This is a genomic window from Bradyrhizobium sp. BTAi1 (genome assembly GCF_000015165.1).
Lineage (GTDB): Bacteria > Pseudomonadota > Alphaproteobacteria > Rhizobiales > Xanthobacteraceae > Bradyrhizobium > Bradyrhizobium denitrificans.
In genome coordinates this window covers 6501969-6524723 of sequence record NC_009485.1, presented here as the reverse complement: position 1 = coordinate 6524723, position 22755 = coordinate 6501969, and the positions used below count along the sequence as shown (strand labels likewise).

General features: G+C 65.8%; 16 protein-coding genes. 11 read left to right on the top strand and 5 right to left on the bottom strand.

Translation table 11 applies throughout. From position 1 onward, the window contains the following. Window positions 1–195: 195 nt before the first annotated feature. The gene (locus BBTA_RS29405) at window positions 196–477 is read right to left on the bottom strand and encodes a hypothetical protein (RefSeq protein WP_012046144.1); all 282 of its coding nucleotides are present in this window, start codon (window positions 475–477) and stop codon (window positions 196–198) included. A gap of 135 nt (window positions 478–612) precedes the next feature. Here BBTA_RS29405 and BBTA_RS29400 point away from each other — a divergent pair, with 135 nt between their 5' ends. The 5 genes from BBTA_RS29400 (at window position 613) to BBTA_RS29380 (ending at window position 5434) form a co-directional block, all read left to right on the top strand. After that, window positions 613–975: a hypothetical protein gene (locus BBTA_RS29400; RefSeq protein ID WP_012046143.1), complete on the top strand. Its 363-nt coding sequence runs from the start codon at window positions 613–615 to the stop codon at window positions 973–975. Between the two features lie 79 nt (window positions 976–1054). After that, the gene (locus BBTA_RS29395; protein WP_012046142.1) at window positions 1055–1894 is read left to right on the top strand and encodes an AraC family transcriptional regulator; all 840 of its coding nucleotides are present in this window, start codon (window positions 1055–1057) and stop codon (window positions 1892–1894) included. Window positions 1895–2067: 173 nt separating this feature from the next. Then, window positions 2068–2994 carry an SMP-30/gluconolactonase/LRE family protein gene (locus BBTA_RS29390; RefSeq protein ID WP_012046141.1) on the top strand — a complete coding sequence of 309 codons (927 nt, stop codon included), beginning with the start codon at window positions 2068–2070 and terminating at the stop codon, window positions 2992–2994. 148 nt (window positions 2995–3142) lie between these two features. Further along, window positions 3143–3736: a GNAT family N-acetyltransferase gene (locus BBTA_RS29385; protein WP_012046140.1), complete on the top strand. Its 594-nt coding sequence runs from the start codon at window positions 3143–3145 to the stop codon at window positions 3734–3736. Between the two features lie 63 nt (window positions 3737–3799). After that, a complete protein-coding gene (locus tag BBTA_RS29380; RefSeq protein ID WP_012046139.1) occupies window positions 3800–5434 on the top strand; it encodes a GMC family oxidoreductase in 1635 nt (544 codons plus the stop codon). An 83-nt stretch (window positions 5435–5517) separates the two neighbouring features. Here BBTA_RS29380 and BBTA_RS29375 read toward each other — a convergent pair whose 3' ends face one another. After that, the gene (locus tag BBTA_RS29375; RefSeq protein WP_012046138.1) at window positions 5518–6663 is read right to left on the bottom strand and encodes an ABC transporter substrate-binding protein; all 1146 of its coding nucleotides are present in this window, start codon (window positions 6661–6663) and stop codon (window positions 5518–5520) included. Between the two features lie 177 nt (window positions 6664–6840). On the opposite strand from BBTA_RS29375, the gene BBTA_RS29370 reads away from it, so the two are divergent. Together BBTA_RS29370 and BBTA_RS29365 are read left to right on the top strand one after the other, a co-directional pair. Then, a complete protein-coding gene (locus BBTA_RS29370) occupies window positions 6841–7629 on the top strand; it encodes a helix-turn-helix transcriptional regulator (RefSeq protein ID WP_012046137.1) in 789 nt (262 codons plus the stop codon). Window positions 7630–7715: 86 nt separating this feature from the next. Next, window positions 7716–8894: a cytochrome P450 gene (locus BBTA_RS29365; RefSeq protein ID WP_012046136.1), complete on the top strand. Its 1179-nt coding sequence runs from the start codon at window positions 7716–7718 to the stop codon at window positions 8892–8894. 44 nt (window positions 8895–8938) lie between these two features. On the opposite strand, the gene BBTA_RS29360 is transcribed toward BBTA_RS29365, so the two are convergent. Further along, entirely contained in the window at window positions 8939–10618 is a 1680-nt protein-coding gene (locus BBTA_RS29360) for a PAS domain-containing methyl-accepting chemotaxis protein (protein WP_012046135.1), read from the bottom strand. Window positions 10619–10940: 322 nt separating this feature from the next. On the opposite strand from BBTA_RS29360, the gene BBTA_RS29355 reads away from it, so the two are divergent. Beyond that, window positions 10941–12056, top strand: a complete 1116-nt coding sequence (locus tag BBTA_RS29355) for a helix-turn-helix transcriptional regulator (protein WP_041751662.1) — start codon at window positions 10941–10943, stop codon at window positions 12054–12056. A gap of 848 nt (window positions 12057–12904) precedes the next feature. On the opposite strand, the gene BBTA_RS29350 is transcribed toward BBTA_RS29355, so the two are convergent. After that, window positions 12905–14377: an ATP-binding protein gene (locus BBTA_RS29350; RefSeq protein ID WP_012046133.1), complete on the bottom strand. Its 1473-nt coding sequence runs from the start codon at window positions 14375–14377 to the stop codon at window positions 12905–12907. Window positions 14378–14773: 396 nt separating this feature from the next. Here BBTA_RS29350 and BBTA_RS29345 point away from each other — a divergent pair, with 396 nt between their 5' ends. Then, complete coding sequence (locus tag BBTA_RS29345; protein WP_012046132.1) at window positions 14774–16903, top strand: phosphocholine-specific phospholipase C; 2130 nt, start codon at window positions 14774–14776, stop codon at window positions 16901–16903. 45 nt (window positions 16904–16948) lie between these two features. Here the strand turns inward: BBTA_RS29345 and BBTA_RS29340 are convergent, their stop codons facing one another. Next, window positions 16949–18463: an ATP-binding protein gene (locus tag BBTA_RS29340; protein ID WP_012046131.1), complete on the bottom strand. Its 1515-nt coding sequence runs from the start codon at window positions 18461–18463 to the stop codon at window positions 16949–16951. Between the two features lie 233 nt (window positions 18464–18696). Here BBTA_RS29340 and BBTA_RS29335 point away from each other — a divergent pair, with 233 nt between their 5' ends. Then, window positions 18697–22386: a PAS domain-containing protein gene (locus BBTA_RS29335; RefSeq protein ID WP_049795409.1), complete on the top strand. Its 3690-nt coding sequence runs from the start codon at window positions 18697–18699 to the stop codon at window positions 22384–22386. After that, complete coding sequence (locus BBTA_RS29330; RefSeq protein ID WP_012046129.1) at window positions 22379–22744, top strand: response regulator; 366 nt, start codon at window positions 22379–22381, stop codon at window positions 22742–22744. The genes BBTA_RS29335 and BBTA_RS29330 overlap by 8 nt, the downstream gene beginning before the upstream one ends. Window positions 22745–22755 lie beyond the last annotated feature (11 nt).

Sequence of the window (22755 nt, the reverse complement as noted above, 5' to 3'; positions counted from 1 at the left end):
TTGAACGCGGCCGGCGCGTGTGAGCGCAGCCGCAATCGAATCAGCACTGTTCGGAGCGTCGATGGTGCAAGGAATGTGTCGTTGCGTTTCAGCTGCGGATGGCTCAGCGCCTGGCCTCGCTACGAGGCTCAACCCGTCAAGCTTGCGGGGATCGGCCCTGAGCGAGCTCAGGGCGATCCGCTCGGCGCGATACGATCAATAAGACGAAGCAGAAGACGTGCGCATGGCGGCGAAGGCCGGCTGCGAGCGTCGCCCGCTGCGGTCGTCAAAACGCGTGCGCGGAAAGCGCCAGCCGATCACGGTCGCCTCGAGGGCGCCGCCGGATTCCTTATTGTGCCATTTGCCATCGATGTAGAAACAGGGAAACGGCAGTTGATAGGTGCCGCTGTGATCTTCGCACAGCACCTCGACGCTTTGTCCCGGCGGCGGTTCTCCGCTGCCGTCAAATTGCGCCAGCCGTTTTTCGCGCGTAGCCATTCTGTGCATCTCCCTAAAAACGGGTCCCAGCGCCGAACCTCAATGCGCGATTGAGGTCTGAGTATGGTATCGTCGATAAATCAGCGCCAGTTCCACGCAAAATCATGTGTTTGGCGAGCCAATGAGGAAATTGTGATGAGGGTTTTCGTTGTCGTATCTGCGCTGACATTGTGGGCCACCGGCTGCATCGCACATGCGCAAGATATTCCGGGCATCGAGATCTGCACGGCGGAGAAGGCGATGGATCGCCGGACATCCTGTCTGCAGAGCAATATCGATTTCCTGCAGAAGACGATGACGAAGCAGTCGCTCGCGCATCAACAGAAGCTCGACGCCGCGGATCGCCAGATCCAGGCGCTGAAGGCGGCGCTGATTTCGCAGCAGGGCGCGATCGAGGAGTTGAAGTCGGCGCAGGCCAAGCTTGCCGACGAATTGAAGAAGAAGGCCGATGCGCCGGCCGCGAAGGATGCAACGCCGGCCAAGCCGAGCGGAAAATAGTTGGGCACGCAGAGCAAGAACGATCAAGCCGACCGAATCGTTCTCACGCACGATCGGCGGCTTCGTCAGGAGGACGGACGTGCTCACCAGCCCGGCCCAGAAGGCGCTCTGGTATATCGAGAGTCATCTGTCGGCGCCGCTGTCACTGGACGATATCGCGGCCATGGCCGGTGTCTCTCGCTTCCACATCGTGCGCGCCTTCGCCGCCGCGACTGGCGTCTCGGTGATCCGCTACGTCAGGCTCCGCCGTCTCAGCGAGGCGGCGCGGGCGCTGGCCAGCGGCGCGCCTGATATTCTCGGTCTCGCTCTCGAAGCCGATTACGGTTCCCACGAAGCCTTCACACGTGCGTTCCGCGACCAGTTCGGCGTGACGCCCGAAAAGGTCCGCGCCAGCGCCAGCCTCGATGGTCTCGCACTGCAGGAACCGGTCTTGATGGATCAGACGCCGCGGAGTGATCTTGCCGCGCCGCGCTTCGTCGCCGCCGGGCCGCTGCTCGTCGCCGGCGTCGGCGATCGCTTCAGCGTCGACAACGGCGCCGGCATTCCGGCCTTGTGGCGCCGCTTTCACCAGCTCGTCGCCGATATCCCGGCGCGCCGCGGCACAGTGGCTTATGGCGCCTGCTGCAATGGCGACGATGCCGGCAATTTCGACTACATCGCCGGTGTCGAGGTGGCTGATTTTTCCGACCTGCCGCGCAGCTTCGGCCGCGTGCGGGTGCCGGCGGCGACGTTCGCCGTCTTCACGCACGCCGGTCATATCTCCTCCATCCGCCGCACCGTGCACACGATCTGGAATCGGTGGCTGCCGCAGTCGGGCTGTCAGGTCGCGGACGCCCCGAATTTCGAGCGCTACGATCAGCGCTTCGATCCGCGCAGCGGCGAGGGCGGTCTCGAGATCTGGCTGCCGGTGATCCGCTGAGCGCCGCGCGCGCTGGCCGACTTGCGTCGACACGCTGCGAGCCTGCGTTGGAGCAAGTCTGCCCTGCGGCGACGAAGCGCGCCGCTTGCTTGGCAAGATGCGGCGGCTTTGCGATAACGTCCTGCATAATAACAATGCGCCGCGGCGCGGCGTGACGAGCGGGAGGCCGTCCGATGTCCAACATGCGTGTGCTCGCCACCGATCTCGAATTCCCCGAAGGTCCCGTGGTGATGCCCGACGGCTCGGTGGTGCTGGTCGAGATCCGCGGCCGGCGCCTGACCCGGGTGTTTCCCGATGGCCGCAAGGAGGTCGTGGCGCAGATTCCGGGCGGGCCGAATGGCGCAGCGCTCGGGCCGGACGGCAAGATCTACATCTGCAACAATGGCGGCTTCTCCTGGATCCCGACCGGCAAGATGATCATGCCTGGTCCGCAGCCCGAGGATTATCTCGGCGGCTCGATCCAGCGCGTCGATCTGCAGAGCGGCAAAATCGAGACCGTGGTGAGTCGCTGCGGCGAGCACGGGCTGCGCGGCCCCAACGACCTCGTGTTCGACCGCCACGGCGGGCTATGGTTCTCCGATCTCGGCAAGCGCCGCGCGCGCGACATGGATGTCGGCGCCTTCTATTATCTCAAGCCCGGCATAAGTGAGATCGTCGAGGCCGTGCACGGCATCCTGCCGGCCAACGGCATCGGCCTGTCGCCGGACGAGAAGACCGTCTATATCGCGGAGACTCCGACGGCGCGGCTCTGGGCGTATGACCTCGCCGAGCCCGGCATGGTCAAGCCGCGCGAGGTGATCTATCGCGGCGAGCGCGGCCGTCCGATTGCCGGCCTGGGCGGCTACGAGATGTTCGATTCGCTCGCGGTGGAGGCCAACGGCAATGTCTGCGTGGCGACGCTGATCTCCGGCTGCATCAGCGTGATCGCGCCGGACGGCACCCTGGTCGAGCAGGTGGCGACCGGCGACCGCGTCACCACCAACATCGCCTTCGGCGGCCCTGAGTTGAAGACCGCCTACATCACGCTGTCCGGAAAGGGCGAACTGGTGGCGATGGACTGGCCGCGCCCGGGCCTGCCGCTGAATTTTCTGAACAAGTGACGCTTGGCATGATAGTGCCGTCATTGCGAGCGTCAGCGAAGCAATCCAGGAGCCCCGCACGCGACTCTGGATTGCTTCCGCCGTTGCCCTTCGGGCTATGGCGGACACGTCGTCGCTTGCGCTCCTCGCAATGACGGATTTTGCTGACATGCCCTTTCTCGAACCGGTCACCCTGCGCGGCCCACACGCCAGCCTCGTGCCGCTGTCGCCTGACCACCACGACGCGCTGGTCGAGGCCGTCAGCGACGGCGAATTGTGGAACCTGTGGTACACCGCAGTTCCGAAACCCGAGACCATGGCCAAGGAGATCGAGCGCCGGCTCGGCCTGTTCGCCACGGGAAGCATGCTGCCGTTCACGGTGCTCGACGCGGATGGCCGCGTGGCCGGGATGACCACTTACATGAATGTCGATGCCGCCAATCGCCGGGTGGAGATCGGCTCGACCTGGTATGCGAAGCGGGTGCAGCGCAGCGCGCTCAACACCCAATGCAAGCGGCTCTTGCTGGCGCATGCTTTCGAGGTGATGGACTGCATCGCGGTCGAGTTCCGGACGCATTTCTTCAACCATCAGAGCCGCCGCGCCATCGAGCGGCTCGGGGCCAAGCAGGACGGCATCCTGCGCAGCCACCAGATCGCGCCGAACGGCACGCTGCGGGATACCGTCGTCTACAGCATCATCGCCGCCGAATGGCCGACGGTGCGGGCCCATCTCGACTACCAATTGCATGACAAGCCGCGCTGATCGCGCTATGGCCGCTTGCCGCGCTGAGCGGCTGATGATGACGAGACCGGGACGACAGACGAGATGGATACGTTCGACTATGTGATCGTGGGCGCCGGCTCGGCCGGCTGCGTGCTGGCCAGCCGCCTCAGCGAGGACCCGTCGGTCACGGTATGCGTGCTGGAGGCGGGGCCGCGCGACTGGCACCCCTACATCCATCTGCCGGCCGGCTTCATCAAGACCTTCTACATGAAGAGCATCAATTGGGGCTACCAGCAGGAGCCGGGGCCCTACACCAATGGCCGCAGCATCTATGCGCCGCGCGGCAAGACGCTCGGCGGCTCGTCCTCGATCAACGGCCATGTCTACAACCGCGGCCAGCGTCAGGATTTCGACACCTGGGCGCAGATGGGCAATCGCGGCTGGAGCTATTCCGACGTGCTGTCGCACTTCAAGCGGATGGAGAAGCGCATCGGCGCCGGCGACGAGCAATATCGCGGCCGCGACGGCAGCCTGCACGTGACCACGATGGAGTGGAAGGACACGCTGTGCGAGGCCTTCATGGATGGCGCTGTGTCGCTCGGCATCCCGCGCAACCCCGATTATAACGGCGCCATCCAGGAGGGCGTGTCCTACGTCCAGCGCACCATCCAGAACGGCCGCCGCGTCTCCTCCGCGACGGCGTTCCTGCGTCCGGCCAGCAAGCGGCCGAATGTCGAGATCCGCACCCACGCCCATGCCACCGGCGTGATGCTCGAGGGCAAGCGCGCGGTCGGTGTGCGCTATAGCCGCGGCGGGCGTGGCGGCGTGCCGGTCGAGGTGCGCGCGCGGAAAGAGGTGATCCTGTGCGGCGGCGCCTACAACTCACCGCAGTTGCTGCAGCTGTCCGGCATCGGCGCGCCGGAGCTGTTGCAGGAGCACGGCATCGAGGTGCGCCATGCGCTCCGAAGCGTCGGTGAAGGCCTGCAGGATCATTATGCGCCGCGCACGGTCGCGCGGGTCAAGAACATCAAGACCATCAACGAACTCGCGCGCGGCCTCAATTTGTGGGGCGAGGCGCTGAAATGGGCGCTGACGCGGCGGGGCATTCTGTCGCTGTCGCCGACCATGGTCTATTGCTTCTGGCACTCCGGTGAGACCGCCGAGAGCTCCGATCTGCAGCTCACCTTCACGCCGGCGAGCTACAAAGAGGGCGTGCAGGGCCAGCTCGAGGACGAGCCCGGCATGACCGTCGCCTCGTGGCAGCAGCGCCCGGAGAGCCGCGGCTATGTGCGGATCCGCTCTGCCGATCCGTTCGCCCAGCCGATCATCCAGACCAACTATCTGACCGCCGAGCTCGACCGCCGCGTCATCGTCGCCGGCATGAAGCTGGCGCGCCGGCTGCTGGCGTCGGCCCCGCTCGCGCCGTACTACGCCTATGAGGACTTCCCCGGACCCAAGGTGCAAAGCGACGACGAACTCCTCGCCGCCGCGATCCAGCGCGCCACCACCACTTTCCATCCCGGCTGCTCCTGCCGCATGGGGCCTGCGGAGTCCACCTGGGCCACGGTCGACGACCAGCTCCGCGTCCACGGCCTGCAGGGCCTGCGCGTCGCCGACGCCTCCATCATGCCGCGCATGATCTCCGCCAACCTGAATGCGGCGACATTGATGATCGGCGACAAGGCGGCGGATCTGATCCTGGGCAAGGCCGACGCGGGGGAGAGGCTGTCGGCGTAGTTGGGCGCCCCACACTCTGCACTTGCTTGGAGTCGAGCTCACTGCACGTGCGGCAGGCGGCGGTCACGCGCGGCGTGCGCAAACTACTTCACAAGTCTGAAGCGCCCGCCCTCGACCTTGATCAGGAATGCCGAGCGTTCGTCATAGCCGTTGTGGTCGGTCGGGCTCATGTTGGAGAGGCCGTTGTTGAGATAGACGTCCTTGCCGCGCTCCAGCTCGTCGCGCAGGGCGGTGCGGAAGTCCGCGGTGCCGGGCCTGGCGGCCTCCAGCGCGCCGGGGATCGCGCCCTTGAGCAGCGTCACCGTGTCCCACAGATGCGCGGCAAAGATGTTCGGTCTGTCGCCATTGGCGGCCTGGTAGGCGGCGACGAACGCATCGTTGGCGCGGCGGAACGGATCCTCGGCGGCGAGATCGTCGGCGATCGAGAACGCCTCGCCGGCGAAGATCGCGCCCTCGACATTCTCTTTGCCGAGCTTGATGAACTCCTGCGTCGCCACGCCATGGGTCTGGAAGATCTTGCCGGCATAGCCGCGTTCGCGCAGCGCCTGCTGCGGCAGCACGGCCGGCGTGCCGGCGGAGGCAATGAACACCGCGTCCGGATTGGTGGCGATCACCTTGAGCGCCTGGCCCATCGCGCTGGTGTCGCCGCGCGCATAGACCTCGTGGGTGGTCACGGTGAGGCCGAGCTTCGGCGCGAGCTTCGTGACCTCCTGATAGTAGCCCTCGCCATAGCCGTCGGAGACGCCGATGAAGCCGAGCGTCTTCACCCCGCTCTTGGCGATGTATTTGAGCATCGCCGCCGCCATGATGTCGTCATTGGGCACGACCTTGAACGCCCATTTGCGCTTGTCGTCCATCGGCTGCACGATTGCGGTCGAGGCCGCCAGCGACAGCAGCGGCGTCCTGCTTTCCAGCGCGACGTCGAGCATCGGCATGGTGACCGGGGTCAGCGACGAGCCGATGATGACGTCGACGCCATCCTGGATGACCAGGCGCCGCGCGTTCTGCAGGCCCTTGACGCTGTCGGACTCGTCGTCGAGCGCGATGTAGACGATCTTCTCGCCGCCGATCTCCTTCGGCAGCGCGGCGACCGCCTTGATCTGCGGCTGTCCCAGCGCCGAGCCGGGCCCGGTCGCGGACACCACGATACCGACCTTGATGTCGGCCCGCGCCGGCGCGGCGAGCATCATCGTCAAGGCCATGCCCAGCACAGCGACAGCGGCTCTCATCGTGTTTCCTCCCCGTTCGGCGTGTCCGGCACGTTGCTTGGCCGAGACTTCGAGCTCCGCAGCCTAGCCGCGGGGCCGTCCCGCGTCTGTCCCCATGGTTGGTGACGGCGGCCGGCGCTTCCAGGCGCGGCGGGTTGCTGCTAGGCTCGAACAAACAGAACATCCGGGAGGAACAGCATGGAGGCCATCAGGCCCGGTGTCGATGCGACGGGCGCCGTCAGCGCCATGGTGCTCGCCATCGGCCAGCCGTCGTTTCCAGACGTCCTGATCGACAGCCTGCGCACGATCGCCGGCGTCGGCCATTGCATGGTGTTCACCTTCGCCGACCAGCGCACGGCGCGCTGCCTGCTCAGCACCGGCAACATCGCGATCGGACCCGACCTCGGCGCCGCCTATTCGGAGCATTTCCACACCGCCGATCCGAACCGCGAGGCGATCTTCCAGCGCGCGAAAGCTCAACACATCCTGCTGCCGAACTTCGCGCGCCGGATGTATCCGCGCGGCTATCGCAAACTGTTCTTCGAGGATTCCGAGATCGTCGACAAGGCGGCCACCGCGATCTGGGTCGGCGATCACTGCACCTATGTGAACTTCTACCGCACGGCGGCGCAGGGCGGCTTTGCCGCCGACGAGCGGCAGCGCATCACGGCGGTCGCCCCGGTCGTCGCCGCCATCGTCGCGCGCCATTGCCAGGAGCACGCCGCCGTCGCGGACCCGGCCGACAAGCTCGCCTCGCTGTTTGCTGCCGGCGGGCCGCTATCGGTGCTGACGGCGCGCGAGAAGGACGTCTGCCGCCGCATCCTGGACGGCTTCAGCTCGGAGGCGATCGCCGGAGAGCTGGGCATCGCCCTGAACTCGGTCTTCACCTACCGCAAGCGCGCCTATGAGAAGCTCGGCATCGCCTCGCAGAACGAGCTGTTCGCGATTGCGCTGCGGCTGATGACCGCGCCACGGCCGCTGAACTGAACGCCGCTGCAGGCTGTCACCCATCACCGGGACAGACGCCGCCTGCGCGCGCGGCTAGCTTGCCCTTGTCTGACCGGAGGCCGAGCGTGAGCACCGCACCGCATTTCGACATCGATCCCGCCGCGTTCTGGGCCGACCCCTATCCGGCCCTGGCGCGGATGCGCCGGGAGGCGCCGATCGCCTTCGTGCCGCAGCTTGGCAGCACGCTGCTGTGTCGGCGCGACGACATCTTCGTCTCGGAAAAGCAGATCGAGGTGTTCAGCTCGCATCAGCCGCAGGGGCTGATGAACCGGCTGATGGGCCACAACATGATGCGCAAGGATGGCGCCGCGCATTTGGCCGAACGTCAGGCGATCGCGCCCGCGGTGTCGCCACGCGCCGTGCGGGTGCACTGGCTGACACAGTTCCAGGCCCATGCCGACCGGCTGATCGACGCGCTCGACCCCGCCGCCGACGTCGACCTCGTCCGCGACTTTGCGTTGCCGTTCTCGGCCGAGTGCCTGAAGCTGATCACCGGCCTCACCAACATGCGCTTCGAGGACATGAATGCCTGGTCGCAGGCGATGATCGACGGTATCGCCAACTACACCGGCGACCCCGCGGTCGAGGCGCGCTGCAATGCCGCCACGGCCGGCATCGATGCCGCGATCGACGATATGCTGCCGGTGCTGGAGAAGACCCCCAACCAGAGCCTGCTCGGCGTGATGCTCGCTGCGGGCATGCCGATGGACAGCATCCGCGCCAACATCAAGCTCGCCATTTCAGGCGGCCAGAACGAGCCGCGCGACGCGATCGCCGGCACGGTCTGGGCGCTGCTGACTCATCCCGAGCAACTGGCGCTGGCTGTCCATGGCGAGGTGCGCTGGCTGCAGGTGTTCGAGGAATATGCGCGCTGGATCTCGCCGATCGGCATGTCGCCGCGGCGCATCGCCAAACCCTGGACGATCCGCGATGTCGCGTTCGCGCCGGAGGAGCGGGTGTTTCTGATGTTCGGCTCCGCCAACCGCGACGAGGCGCATTTCACCGCCCCCGATCGCTTCGACATCCGCCGCGACGTCTCCAAGAGCATCGCCTTCGGCGCCGGCCCGCATTTCTGCGCCGGTGCTTGGGCGTCGCGCGCGATGATCGCCGACGTCGCGCTTCCGACCCTGTTCAGGCGGCTGAACAACCTGCGGCTCCGCGACGACGAGCCTGTGCGGATCGGCGGCTGGGCCTTCCGCGGCTTGCTCAATCTGCCGGTGAAATGGGAGGCGACGCAGGATTGATCCTCGCCGCCGTCCCGGCCGGGGAACACAATGGTCTGGCTGCTTTACGCCCGGCCTGCGGCGATCGCCTGCGCCTCGGCGGCGGCGCGCTGCATGCTGGACGACATCTCGCCGGTGACGGTGCTCTGCTCCTCGACGGCGGCGGCGGTCGAGGTGACATATTCGCTGACGTTCTGGATCTCGGCCTTGATTGCGTTCAGCGCGTTCACGACCTCGCTGGAAATTCCGTTCAGCCCGGCGATCTCTGCGCCGATCTTGTCGGTGGCGGCCTTGGCCTGCGTGGCCAGATTCTTCACCTCCGAGGCCACCACGGCAAAGCCGCGGCCGGCATCACCCGCGCGCGCCGATTCGATCGTCGCATTGAGCGCCAGCAGATTGATCTGCCCGGTGATGTTGCCGATCAGTTCGACGATTCCGCTCATCGCCTGTGTCGCCTCGCTCAGGCGTTTGGCCTGGGAGTCGGCGGAGGCGACCCGGTCAGCGGCTCCAATCGCGGTCTCGCGCGATTTCGTCATGGCTTCCGAGATTTCGCGCACTGAGGCATTCAGCTCCTCGGCACCGGCGGCGACCGACTCCATCATGCCGCGGACACGCTCATTGCCCATCCGCACCAGCACCTGCCTGGTGACATCGGTGGCGTATTTCACGACCTTGAACGGTCTGCCATTAAGGTCGAGGATGGGATTGTAGGAGGCCTGAATCCAGACCTCGCGACCGCCTTTGCCGATCCGCTTATATTCTGCCGCCTGATATTCTCCGCGGTTCAGGGCGGCCCAGAAATTGCGATAGGCCTGGCTGTCCCGCTCCGACGGATCGACGAACATCGAATGATTGCGGCCCTTGATCTCGGACAGCGTATAGCCGAGCGCCTGCAGGAAATTGTCGTTGGCGTTGATGACGGTGCCGTCGAGCTCGAACTCGATCACGGCCTGCGATTTGCTGATGGCGGCGATCTGGCCGGCGAGATCGGCATTCCGGAGCTTCTGGGCGGTCACGTCGGTGGCGAACTTGACGACCTTGAAGGGCTTTCCGTTCTGGTCGAACACCGGATTATAGGACGCCTGGATCCAGACCTCTTTACCGCCCTTGCCGATCCGCTTGTATTCCGCAGCCTGGTATTCGCCACGGTTCAGCTTGGCCCAGAACTCGCGATAGGCGGCACTGTCGCGCTCCTCCGGCGCAACGAATATGCTGTGATGCTTGCCTTGAATCTCCGGCAGGCTGTAGCCCAGCGCATTCAAAAAATTGTCGTTGGCGGTCACGATGGTGCCGTCCATGTTGAATTCGATCACGGCCTGCGATCGGCTGATGGCCGCGACCTGGGCGCCAAAGTCGAGGTTCTGCAGCCGCACGCTGGCGTCGGACCATTCGACGACGGTTCCGGCGCGGGTTCCATCCGGGTGTCTCAGCGGCTGCGCGATCAGATCGAACATCCATTTGCCGATCTTGATCGTGGCCCGGTGCTCGGAGGCGAGCGCCTGCAACATGTGCCGCTGGTGCGAAGGGTCCTTGTGGAACACGTCGATATTGGTGCCGATGAGACCGTCGACACGGAAGTTCGGCAGCTGCGTCTTGAGATCGGCCTCGGCTTCGCGCAACAGTTCCATCACCGCCTCGTTCATGTAGACGATGTTGAGCTTGTCGTCAGCGACCATCACCTTTGCGGTGATTGCGTTTGCGGCGAGGGCGGCCAGGGCTGCAGCGTTGTTCTTGCGGCCGAACATGGGTGTCTCCTGTGACAACGATCACGTCAGCGATGTGCAGGTGCTCGAGGATCACGAAGGTGCTGTAATCCGGAGACGCGCTGACAGCGATCGCTTCTGAAAGCGATGCCCCCGTAAAATCCCGGGGCTTTGTTCAATCTAGCAGGTCTTCAGTAAGATTCGGTTAGGCGGCAATGTGCAGCGGCTGTTCTGATTGTGCAGGAATGACCTCGTCGCGTCCGCCTGGAGTGATCACGTGTCGCAGGGCCGAATTGCCTTGGATCAAGATCGAGAGGCTCCTCGCCGCTAGGCTCAATCGAATTTGGATGCTATCGGCTTCGATATGCCAGGGAAGGACATTGCCGAAATCATCGCGATTCCGAGGCTGTTTCTGGATAGCCTCGGTATCGGCATCTCGGTCGTCGACAGTGCGACGGGACATATCCGGTTTGCCAATGCGGAATGCTGCCGGATCGTCGGATACACGCTGGAGCAGCTCAGGACCGGCGGGCTGACCTTCTTCGAGCTGACGCATCCGGAGGACCGGGAGCGCAACCGGCTGCAGCATGAAAAACTGCTCGCGGGCGAGGTTGCGACCTATCAGCTCGACAAGCGCTACCTCCGACAGGACGGAAGCGTCGTGTGGGCGCGCGTGATCGTCAATCCCATCCAGGACGCTGCGGACAATGTGAGATGGTTCTGCGCCGTGGTCGAAGATATCACGGCGACCAGGATCCTGGAGGAGCAGCTTGCCGCCGCGGAGAAGCTGGCGGGGCTGTCGACGTTCAACCTGATCGTCGAGGCAGACGACTCCAAGGGAGAGTTTCCGCCGACGTCGTTATCGTCGCTGAGCGACATGTTGTGCCACGTGCATCCCGAGGACCGGAACGGGCTCGAGCAGGCCATCCATCGTGCCATCTCGAAGCGAACCGGCTACACCCGCGACTACCGGGTGCTTGGTGAAGACGGAACGATGCGCTGGGTCCGTGGCATGGGGACCTGTGTCTACAGCCCGTCGGACGGACGAACGCACCTGGTCGGCTCGACCATCGACGTCACCGCGGATCACCTCGCGCGTGACAGCGACATTCCCATGCCTATTCGCAGGATCCTGGAGCACATCGAGTCGAACTGGAGTCAGAAGATATCGATCGAGCAGCTCGCGACTCGTTACGGCGTCAGCCCTCGCACGGTCTACCAGCACTTTGCGAAGAGCGGCATGTCGTTGGCCGAGAAGATCAAGCTGACGCGACTCCAACACGCGCGCCGCATGTTGTACGACGCGAAAGCGGGTGACACGGTGACGTCGATCGCCCTGCGATGCGGCTTCAGCAATCCGGGGCATTTCGCCAGGGAGTATCGAAAGATCTATGGTGAGACGCCATCGGAAAGTCTGCGGCGGGCGTCATTGCCGCCGGTGGCGCGGGGGGAAGCCGCATCTGCTTCGCCCAGCCGCTAAGCGCCGGGCCATCGTCGCTGCTCCCGACGTTGGCGGTGTGCGGGCGTGAAGCGCCCGACGGGCAATCTCCGCATGCGGGTCATGCGCGAAATGTCCGTCGAGTTAGTTTGCCGCGGTCGAGTCCGCTTGTGCTGTCGGGCAAATCGGGCTGATGGTCTTGCCCAACCCGCCTCGAGCAGAGGGACGGACGCGTCGTCACGAACGTGGAGGCGGGCTGCGATGGACGTGACGGCTGCGCCGGACGAGCGCAGGCGTGACGGACGGCAAAGTCGTATGGGTGCGCCCCGAAGGCGCATCTTATCAGTGGAGGCAGGTTCCACACGGACAATTGTCGATTGGTCGGTTAGCTGACGAGCGGTTCAACCGGGCGACTGGTGGGACCGGAGCCTCGTGACGAAGGCCGCGACATGGCGGCTGAGATCCCGTGGGCCGTAACGCGAGTAAAGCCTGAGCAGGCCTCGAAAGTAGCGATGCGAACGCCGACCCTCCCCACACGAGGGGAAGGCAGCACGAACAGGCAAGCAATCGACGCGCGCTCCTGTTCGGTTCGCCGGGATAACCCGTACATACGGTGGTGTGGGAGGGGCGGAGTCGCGAGACTCCCCCTATCCCGATTCAGCCGAGGTCCGGCTCTCCCCACGCCCTCTCATTGGTCAGGAGGGCAAGATCGCGGCATCACCCGGGCATCACATGTCGCGGCACGAAAGACGCTTGTCTCTCACACGTGATGATGAGGCCGAAGGTGCCGATCATTTGCTCCGCTGTCGTCCGCGCGCTGCGCGCTTGTCCGGGGCGACAGCGCGTGTATGGCGCTTGCCGTGACAGACCGAACTCCACTTCATCGACGCCTACGCTTCCAGCGCCGTGCGGATCATGCGCGCGAGATCGGCGCTGAGATACGGCTTGGCGAGCAGCAGCACGTCGGCATCGAGACGCCCGTGATGCACGATCGCATTTTCCGTGTAGCCCGACGTGTACAGCACCTTCAGCCCGGGCCGCCGCTTCTCGGCCTCGAGCGCGAGCTGGCGGCCGTTCATGCCGCCGGGTATGATCACGTCGGTGAACAAGAGGTCGATGCGCTCGGGATTGTCGATCAGCGCAAGGCCTTCCACGGCATTGCTGGCCGAAAGGGTGCGATAGCCCAGCCGCCGCACCTGCGCGACGACATAGTCGCGCACCAATGCGTCGTCCTCGACCACCAGGATGGTCTCGTCGCCCCGCGCGACGGCGGGCCGTCCGGTGTCGGCCACCGGCAGCACGGGCGCCTCGGCCGCCCGCGGCAGATAGAGCTTGACGGTCGTGCCATGGTCCGGCTCGCTGTAGATCTTGACGTGACCGTTGGACTGTTTGACGAAGCCGTACACCATGCTGAGCCCGAGGCCCGATCCCTTGCCCGCGTCCTTGGTGGTGAAGAACGGCTCGAACACCTTGTCCATCAGCGCCGGCGGAATGCCCTGGCCGGTGTCGCTGACCGCGATCATCACGTAGTTCCCGGGCTTCACGTCGTTGTTGAGACGGGCATAGTCCTCGTCCAGGACGACGTTCTTGGTTTCCAAGGTCAGCTTGCCGCCATCGGGCATGGCATCGCGCGCATTCAGCGCGAGATTGAGAATCGCGGTGGAGAGCTGGCTCGGGTCGATCAGCGCCGGGGCGCTGTCATGCGCCAGCATGGATTCGATTTCGATCTGCTCGCCAAGGGTCGGACGCAGCAGGCGGGCGGCGTCGACCACCAGCGCATTGATGTCGGTTGCCCGCGGCTGCAGCGGCTGCCGGCGCGAGAATGCCAGGAGATGCCGGGTGAGGTCGGCGCCGCGCTCGGCGGCGGCGCTGATCATGTTGGCGATGCTGGCGAGCTGCGGCCGGTCCTTGACCGCATCGGCGAGAATCTCGATCGTCCCGGTGATGACGGTCAGGATATTGTTGAAATCGTGCGCCACCCCACCGGTGAGCTGGCCGATCGCCTCCATCTTCTGCGCCTGGCGGACCTGGGCCTCGTTGGCCTCGATTTCCTGGAAACGCCGCACCATCGCCTCGGCGGCGCGGCGCTGCCGGATCTCTTCTTCGAGCTGGTCATAGGCCTTTTGCAACGTGATGCGGGTCGGCAGCACCAGCAATTGCGGCAACATCTTGAGCATCGTGGCGATGACGCCGAACGACATCAGCGCCTGCAGCGCATCGACCGCGGTCTCCACGGGCGACACCGGGACCCACAGGCCGACAAGGGCCACCAGCCGGCCAACACCGCAGATCGCCGCGTAGCCGGCGAGGCCGGCGACGACGATCCGGAACATCACATCGCGCCAGCGCCGCCACACGAACAGGCCGATCACGAAGGCGATGGTGAAGAAGGTGCAGGCGATGACGGCATGGGAGAAGGCTTGCAGCCAGATCGATCCCGGTTCGCCCAGTACGCGCGCCGTCAGCGGCGTGAACGTCGGCATGTGCAGACCATCCTCAACAAAGCAGGGCGCCGAACCGCTCGCCAACCGGGCTCGTCACCGCCCCAAACCAAACGGATCATTCAGCTTTTCGGCTCTGGCGCAAGGGCAATGGCGGGGGGTGGACGACGGCCGGCCAGGCCGCGGCAGGCAAGGGCGAGCGCCGCTCCCGCAGCAACTGTCAAAACCCTGCAACACATCCTTAACCAAGCGGTCACGCCGCTGTTAACGCGCCGACCTAAGTCGCTCGACATCGTCATCACCAGGGGAGTGAACGAGATGTCGAACACGATCGCGCATAACCGGCGCGAGTTCTTGCGGCTGCTGGGTGCGTCGGCCGCCACTGCGGCGCTCAGCCAGAGCATCGAGCGGGCCCATGCCATTCCGGCCTTCAATCGCCATGGCAGCATCGAGGACGTCAAGCACATCGTGGTGCTGATGCAGGAGAACCGCGCGTTCGACCATTATTTCGGCGCGATGCGTGGCGTGCGTGGCTTCAACGATCCGCGCGCCGTCAAGCTGCCGAATGGCAATCCGGTCTGGCAGCAGCCGAACGGCACCGGATCGGTCATGCCGTTCCGGGTCGACAATGCCGGTTCGGTCTATGTCGAGGACGTCGCCCATGGCTGGAACGACGGCCAGAAGGCCTGGAACAACGGCAATTACGACAAGTGGATCGCCAATAAGGGCACCACGACGATGACCTGCATGAACCGGCAGGATCTGCCCTGGCACTACGCACTCGCCGACGCATTCACGATCTGCGATCAGTATTTCTGCTCGGTGATGGGACCGACCGATCCGAACCGCTATTATTTGTGGACCGGCTGGGACGGCAATGACGGCAAGAATGGCGGTCCGGTCATCACCAATGCCGAGGCGGGTTACGACTGGACCACGTTCCCGGAGCGGCTCGAGAAGGCCGGCATCTCCTGGAAGGTCTATCAGGACATCGGCACGGGGCTGGATGCCGCCGGCTCCTGGGGCTGGACGGCGAATCCGTGGATCGGCAATTACGGCGACAATTCGCTGCTGTACTTCCACCAATATCAGAACGCGCAGCCGGGCAGCCCGCTGTATGAGAAGGCGCTGCGTGGCAGCAACATCGCCAAGGGCGGCACGTTCGAGAATCTGTTCGACGGGCTGCGCAACGATGTGCGCAACGGCACGCTGCCGCAGGTGTCGTGGATCGCAGCCCCCGAGGCGTTCAGCGAGCATCCGAACTGGCTGCCGGGGCCGGGCGCCTGGTACATTTCCAAGGTGCTGGACATCCTGACCTCGAATCCGGAGCTGTGGAGCAAGACCGTGCTGCTCATCAACTACGATGAGGGCGGCGGCTTCTTCGATCACGTCGTCGGTCCGTATCCGGCGATGTCGCAGGCCTGGGGACAGTCGACCGTCGACGTCAGCACCGATCTGTTCGCCGGTGACGGCAGTCATGTCGCGGGTCCCTACGGCCTGGGCGTGCGTGTGCCGATGATGGTGGTGTCGCCGTGGTCGCGCGGTGGCTATGTGTGCTCGCAGGTGTTCGACCACACCTCGGTGATCCGCTTCATCGAGCGCCGCTTCCATCACAAGGCGCGCGATCTGTTCGAGACCAACATCCCGGCGTGGCGCCGCGCCGTCTGCGGCGATCTCACCTCGGCATTCAACTTCACCTCGCCGAACGAGGGCCTCGCGCCGCTGCCGAGCACGGCCGGCTACAAGCCGCCGGTGGCCGACATCACCTCGGGCACCCGCTTCGACGACTATCACCCGGTGCCGCCGGCCAAGCAGGCGCTGCCGCAGCAGGAGCCGGGCATTCGCCCGGCGCGCCCACTGCCTTACGATCTCCGTGTCGACGGCGATGCCGACGCGGCGCAGAAGAAGTTCGGAATCCGCTTCGTCAATCCGGGGCAGGCGGGCGTCTGCTTCCAGGTCCGCTCCGGCAACACCGCGACCGGTCCGTGGAGCTACACGGTCGAGGCCGGCAAGTCGCTGTATGGCGTCTGGGACCTCGCGGCGAGCGCCGGACAGTATGACCTGTCGGTGTACGGGCCGAACGGCTTCTTCCGCCACTTCAAGGGCGGTGTTGCCAGCACGGCCGCGCTGGTTGATGTCGACACCGTTCATCTCTGCGATTGGGAGTATGGTGACGGCGCCCGCAGCCTGGCGATCGCGCTGACCAACAAGGGCGCGAGCTGCGTGGTGACGCTGACCGACAATTACACCGGACGCAGCGAACGGCACCGCCTGCAGCGTGGCCAGCGGCTGGAGACGCAGATCGGTCTGCACCAGACCCATGGCTGGTATGACCTTGCGGTGACCACCGACAGCGATGCCAACTTCAACTGGCAGCTCGCGGGTCACGTCGAGAATGGCCGCCCGAGCATCAGCGATCCGGCGATGGGCCGGATCGCCGCGACCTGATCGGCGACGACATCGGGATGCGCCCGGAGCGATCCGGGCGCATCCTCACGACGAGGCGACGAGGCCTTCGGCGGCCGGATCGTCGGCGGCATTGGGATCGCCGGGCGCTGTTGCCCAGGCGAGCTCGACCAGAGTGACGATGCGGCGGCCGGCGCCGTCGAGCTGGCAGACGATGAGGCCCTGGTCCTCGATATAGGTCAGCAGGCGCTGGGCCCGGCGCAGCGAATGCGAGCCATAGGCGCGGGCGATCGCGGCGTCGCTCGGGCACGGGCGGCCGTCCTTGGCAGCGCGGGCGATCATCATGAAAACGCCCTGCATGTCCTCAGGCAGCAGCGAGGCGCGCAAGGTGACGTCCTGCCAGCCGGCGTCGTCGGCCGTTTCGTCGCCGCCGAGGCCGGCGCGGGCGCGGGTCAGCATGCGGCGGAAGTCATTGAGATCGGGCACGGCGGTGCCGAGTCCCTCGATGCGGCAGCGGACGACGAATTCCTGGTAGAGTACGCCGACGGCGCGGAAGCCGGCGTCGGGCTCGGCCAGCACCGCGCGCAGCACGCGCTCGACGCGGGCCCGGCGCTCGGCGAGCTCCTCCTCGCTGACCTCCGGGGCCGGCGGCTCGGGCCGGAACTCGAGCGCGGCGGACTTCGCCGCGATCAGCTGGTCGAGCAGCTCGGGCTGCGGCTTGCGCTGCGGACGCGCGGTGGTCTCGGGCGGCGGCGCCGCCAGGATGACGGCGCGGGCGTCCTCGAGCGAGGCCTCCGGCAGCGGCGTCAGCCGCGGCGTCGCGTTGCGCGGCTTGGTCTCGGTCGGGCCGATGCGCAGGCCGAGCGGCCGGCGTGACAGTGCGGGACCGAGCGCCATGAACTGGCCGCGCTCGAGGTCGCGGAACGCCTCGGCCTGGCGCCGCTCCATGCCGAGCAGGTCGGCGGCGCGGGCCATGTCGATGTCGAGGAAGGTGCGGCCCATCAGGAAGTTCGAGGCCTCGGCCGCGACGTTCTTGGCGAGCTTGGCCAGCCGCTGCGTCGCGATCACCCCGGCCAGCCCGCGCTTGCGGCCGCGGCACATCAGGTTGGTCATGGCGCCGAGCGAGGCCTTGCGCGCCTCGTCGGAGACCTCGCCGGCCACCGCGGGGGCGAACAGCTGGGCTTCGTCGACGACGACCAGCATCGGGTACCAATGGTCCCGACCGATCTCGAACAGGCCGTTGAGGAAGGCCGCAGCGCGCCGCATCTGGTTTTCCGCGTCAAGACCTTCGAGGTTGAGCACGGTCGAGACGCGATGAATGCGCGCCCGCTCGCCGGCCACCTGCAGCGCGCGCTCGGTGTGGTCCTCGGCCTCGATCACGAGATGGCCGAAGCGCTCGGCCAAGGTGACGAAATCGCCTTCGGGATCGATGATGGTCTGCTGCACCCAGGGCGCGCTCTGTTCCAGCAACCGGCGCAGCAGGTGCGACTTGCCGGAGCCGGAATTGCCTTGGACGAGGAGGCGGGTCGCCAGCAGTTCCTCGAGGTCCAGGGCGGCAGGCGATCCCGCCGCCGTCTGCCCCATCTCGATCGCAATGGTCATGTGCCCCGACTCAAACGCGCATCTCGCGGACGGGCCGCATAACAAGCCCGAGCCAGCCCGTCGAGCCGCAGCAGCGGGTTGTCCCGTATTCGATGGTGCCTGTGGATGGTTCCCGAACCGGGAACTTCTTGAAGCCGAGCGAGTTCGATGATGAACGGATTGTTGGTGGCGGAGAGCGCCCGCTTGGCGTGCTGCTGCGGTTCGCGCTACGCTGCGGCTGAAAGGGGCACCGTGTGAACGAGCATCCGGGCGCCGGGCGCGCCGCGTTTCGGCCGAGCGTGCCCGGAGCAGATTTCCTTCAGGGAGGCGGCGAGATGGGCGCGCTGATGCGCGTCCATGACTGGTCCCGAACGCCGCTCGGCCTGCCGGAGTTCTGGCCCCAATCGCTGCGGACCACCGTCAGCACCTGCCTCGACTGTGCGTTCCCGATCCTGATCTGGTGGGGACCCGAGCTCGTCATGCTCTACAACGACGAGTACCGTCCGATCCTCGGCTCGCAGAAACATCCCGCCGCGCTCGGCGCTCCCGGCCGTGCGGTATGGCCCGAGATCTGGGAGGTCATCGGCCCGATGCTGCGGCAGGTGATCGCCCGCGGCGAGGCGACCCGCTCGCGCGATTTGCCGCTGTTCATGGACCGCCACGGCTACCTCGAGGAGACCTACTTCTCGTTCTCTTATTCGCCGATTCGCGATGAGAGCGGCGGCGTCGGTGGGATTTTCACGCCAGTCATCGAGACCACTGCCAAAGTGGTGGGCGAGCGCCGCATGCGGACCTTGCGCGACCTGGCAGCACGCGGGCGCGCCGACAGCCTGCAAGAGGCTGGTCAAGGGGTCGCCGAGGTTCTTGCGGAGAACCGGCATGATGTCCCCTTTGCGCTGATCTATCAGCCGAGCGAGGATGGACACTCTGCGCGGCTGCTCGGCGCCGCCGGTGTGCAGCCCGGCAGCAGCATGGCTCCGTGGCAGATTGATCTCGCGGCCGCAGACGGCTCGCCATGGCCGATCCGCGCCGCCTTGGGCGCCGCGGCGCCGATCCGCGTCGCGCTCGATCATGCGACCATGTCTGTCCCCGCCGGCGTCTGGCCAGAGCCGCCGCAACTGGCGCTGGCCTTGCCGGTCGCGACCGGGCGCGAGCGCGCCACCGCGGTTCTGATCTGCGGCGTCAATCCGCGCCGTGCGCTCGACGCCGAGCATCAGAGCTTCTTTGAGTTGATGGCCACGCAGCTCGCCAGCTCGTTTGCCGAGACGCTCGCCTACGAAGAGGAGCGGCGTCGCGCGAAGGCGCTCGCCGAGATCGATCGGGCGAAGACCGAGTTCTTTGCCAATGTCAGCCACGAGTTTCGCACCCCGCTGACGCTGATGCTGGGGCCGCTCGAGGATGTCCTGACGCGATCCCCGGCACTCTCGCTGGAGGATCGAGAGCGACTGGAGGTCGCTCAGCGTAATGCGCTGCGCCTGCTCAAGCTGGTCAACACGCTGTTGGATTTCTCCCGTATCGAGGCCGGCCGAGCGCAGGGAGCCTATGCGCCGACCGACCTCGCACGCTTGACTGCCGATCTGGCCGGCGTGTTCCGCTCGGCGGTCGAGAGCGCTGGCCTGAAGCTGATCGTCGATTGTCCGCCATTGCCGGAGCCGGCCTATGTCGATCGGGAGATGTGGGAGAAGATTGTCCTCAATCTGCTCTCTAACGCGTTCAAGTTCACCTCTTCAGGCGAGATCGAGGTCAGGCTGATTGTTTCCCAAGGCAATTTCGAGCTCAGCATCCGGGACACCGGGACCGGGATTCCGCAAGATGAGCTGCCGAAGCTGTTCGAGCGCTTCCATCGTGTCGCGGATGCCCGCGGCCGCACGCATGAAGGATCGGGGATCGGCCTCGCGCTGGTGCAGGAGCTCGCAAGATTGCATGCCGGGTCGGTCGATGTGACGAGTTCGCTCGGGCAGGGCAGCACGTTCACGGTCCGCATCCCCTGCGGCAAGAGTCATCTGCCGGCCGAACAGATCAAGGCGGCGCCGAACACCGGGCCGCTCGGCGCGCAGCCATTCATCGAGGAGGCCTTGCGCTGGCTGCCGGATGCGTCGCCCCTCGAGGCTCATGTCGTTGCCGATGTCGTCCAGAATGTGCCCTTGCAGGACCGCACCGGGGCTCGCGCACGCATTCTTCTCGCCGACGACAATGCCGATATGCGGGACTACGTTCGCCGGCTGCTCGAAGCGCGTTACGAGGTCGAGACGGTCGGGGACGGCGAGGCGGCGCTTGCCGCCATGGCCCGCGCCAAGCCTGATCTCGTTCTGTCGGATGTGATGATGCCGCGGATCGATGGCATGCAACTGCTCGCTCGCGTGCGCGCCGATCCCAAGGTCAGCACCGTTCCGATCATCCTGTTGTCCGCGCGCGCGGGCGAAGAGAGCCGCGTCGAGGGCATGCAGGCCGGCGCGGACGATTATCTGATCAAACCGTTCAGCGCCAGCGAGCTCCTCGCCCGCGTCGAGGCGCATCTCAAGATGGCGCAGCTTCGCGCCGAGGCGACTGAAAGCCTGCGTGCCAGCGCGGAGCTCTTTCGTGCCTTCGTGACCGCCAGCTCGGACATCGTCTATCGGATGAGTCCGGACGGGACGGAGATGCGCTATCTGCAGGGCAAGGATTTCGTTCCTCACACCCTGGCTCCGAGCCAACGCTGGCTCGCGAAATACATTCATCCCGATGATCAGGCGCAGATGATGGCGGCGATCGCACGCGCGATCGAGGCGAAGAGCATCTTCGAGCTGGAGCATCGCATCATACGGGCCGACGGCACGCTGGGGTGGGCGCATTCGCGCGCCATCCCGATGCTCGACGGCAGCGGCGATATCGTCGAGTGGTTCGGCACCGCGCGTGAGATCACCGAACAGAAGCAGGCCGAGCATGAGCTGCGCAAGAGCGAGGAGCGCCTGCGCAGCGCAGTGGAAGTCGGGCGGCTCGGCCTGTGGGATTGGAACGTCACCACCGGCGAGGTCTACTGGTCGGATGAGCACTTCCGCATGGAAGGCTACGGCGTCGGCGAGGTCACGCCGAGCTATGACGCCTGGACGGCGCGGATCCATCCCGCGGACCGCCCCGCGGCCGAGGCCGCGCTGCGTCAGGCGATGCAGACGCGCCAGGAGTTTGTCAGCGAGTTTCGCGTCGTGCATCCGGACGGAGTTATTCGCTACCTGTATGGACGCGGGCGCTTCTTCTACGACGAGGCCGGGCAGCCGATCCGCATGACCGGCGCGATGGTCGACATGACGGAGCGGCGCGAATGGGAGGAACGGCAGAAGGTGCTGGTCGCCGAACTGCAGCATCGCACGCGCAATCTTCTGGGCGTCGTTCGCTCGACGGCGGACAAGACCGCGCGTGCCAGCACCGATTTGTCCGATTTTCGGGTCCGCTTCCGCGATCGACTCGAGGCTTTGTCGCGCGTCCAGGGCTTGCTGTCCCGCCTCGGGGAGCACGATCGGGTCGCCTTCGATGATCTGATCCGCACTGAGCTCTCGGCTGTTGCCGGCGGATCCGAGCGGATCGTGCTCGACGGACCCGCTGGCGTTCGGCTGCGCTCATCCACCGTGCAGATGCTCGCAATGGCGCTGCATGAGCTCGCGACCAATGCCGTCAAATATGGTGCGCTCGCGCAACCTGCGGGCCGGCTTTCGGTGCAATGGTCGCTGGAGCGCAACGGCACCGATGGAAAACCGTGGCTCAATATTGCGTGGCGGGAAAGCGGCGTCGACATGCCGCCACGTGGCGCCGGACCCGTCGGCACGGGACAGGGGCGCGAACTGATCGAGCAGGCGTTGCCCTATCAGCTCAGCGCGAGAACCTCCTACACATTCGCGTCCGACGGGGTCTGCTGCACGATTTCGATCCCTGTTTCGCTCAGCACGCTGGAGCTCGATGAGCATGCTTGAACGCCCGCTGCGTGATCGCATCATCCTCGTCGTCGAGGACGAATATATGCTGGCTGACGAACTGCGCTGCGAAATCGGCGATGCCGGCGCAACGGTGCTCGGGCCGGTCGGAACCGTCGCGGATGCGCTCGCGCTTGCCAAGCGTGAGGCGCGGATCGATGGGGCCGTGCTCGACGTGAATCTGCGCGGCGAGATGGCGTTCCCGGTTGCCGATCTGCTGATCCAGCGGGGCGTCCCCTTCATATTCACGACGGGATATGATGAGTCCGTCATTCCCGACCGCTTCGCGAACATTCTCCGCTGCGAGAAGCCGATCGCGGTCGACGGCATCATTCGCGCGCTCGGACGCATGGCCTGAAGGCGGGCAGA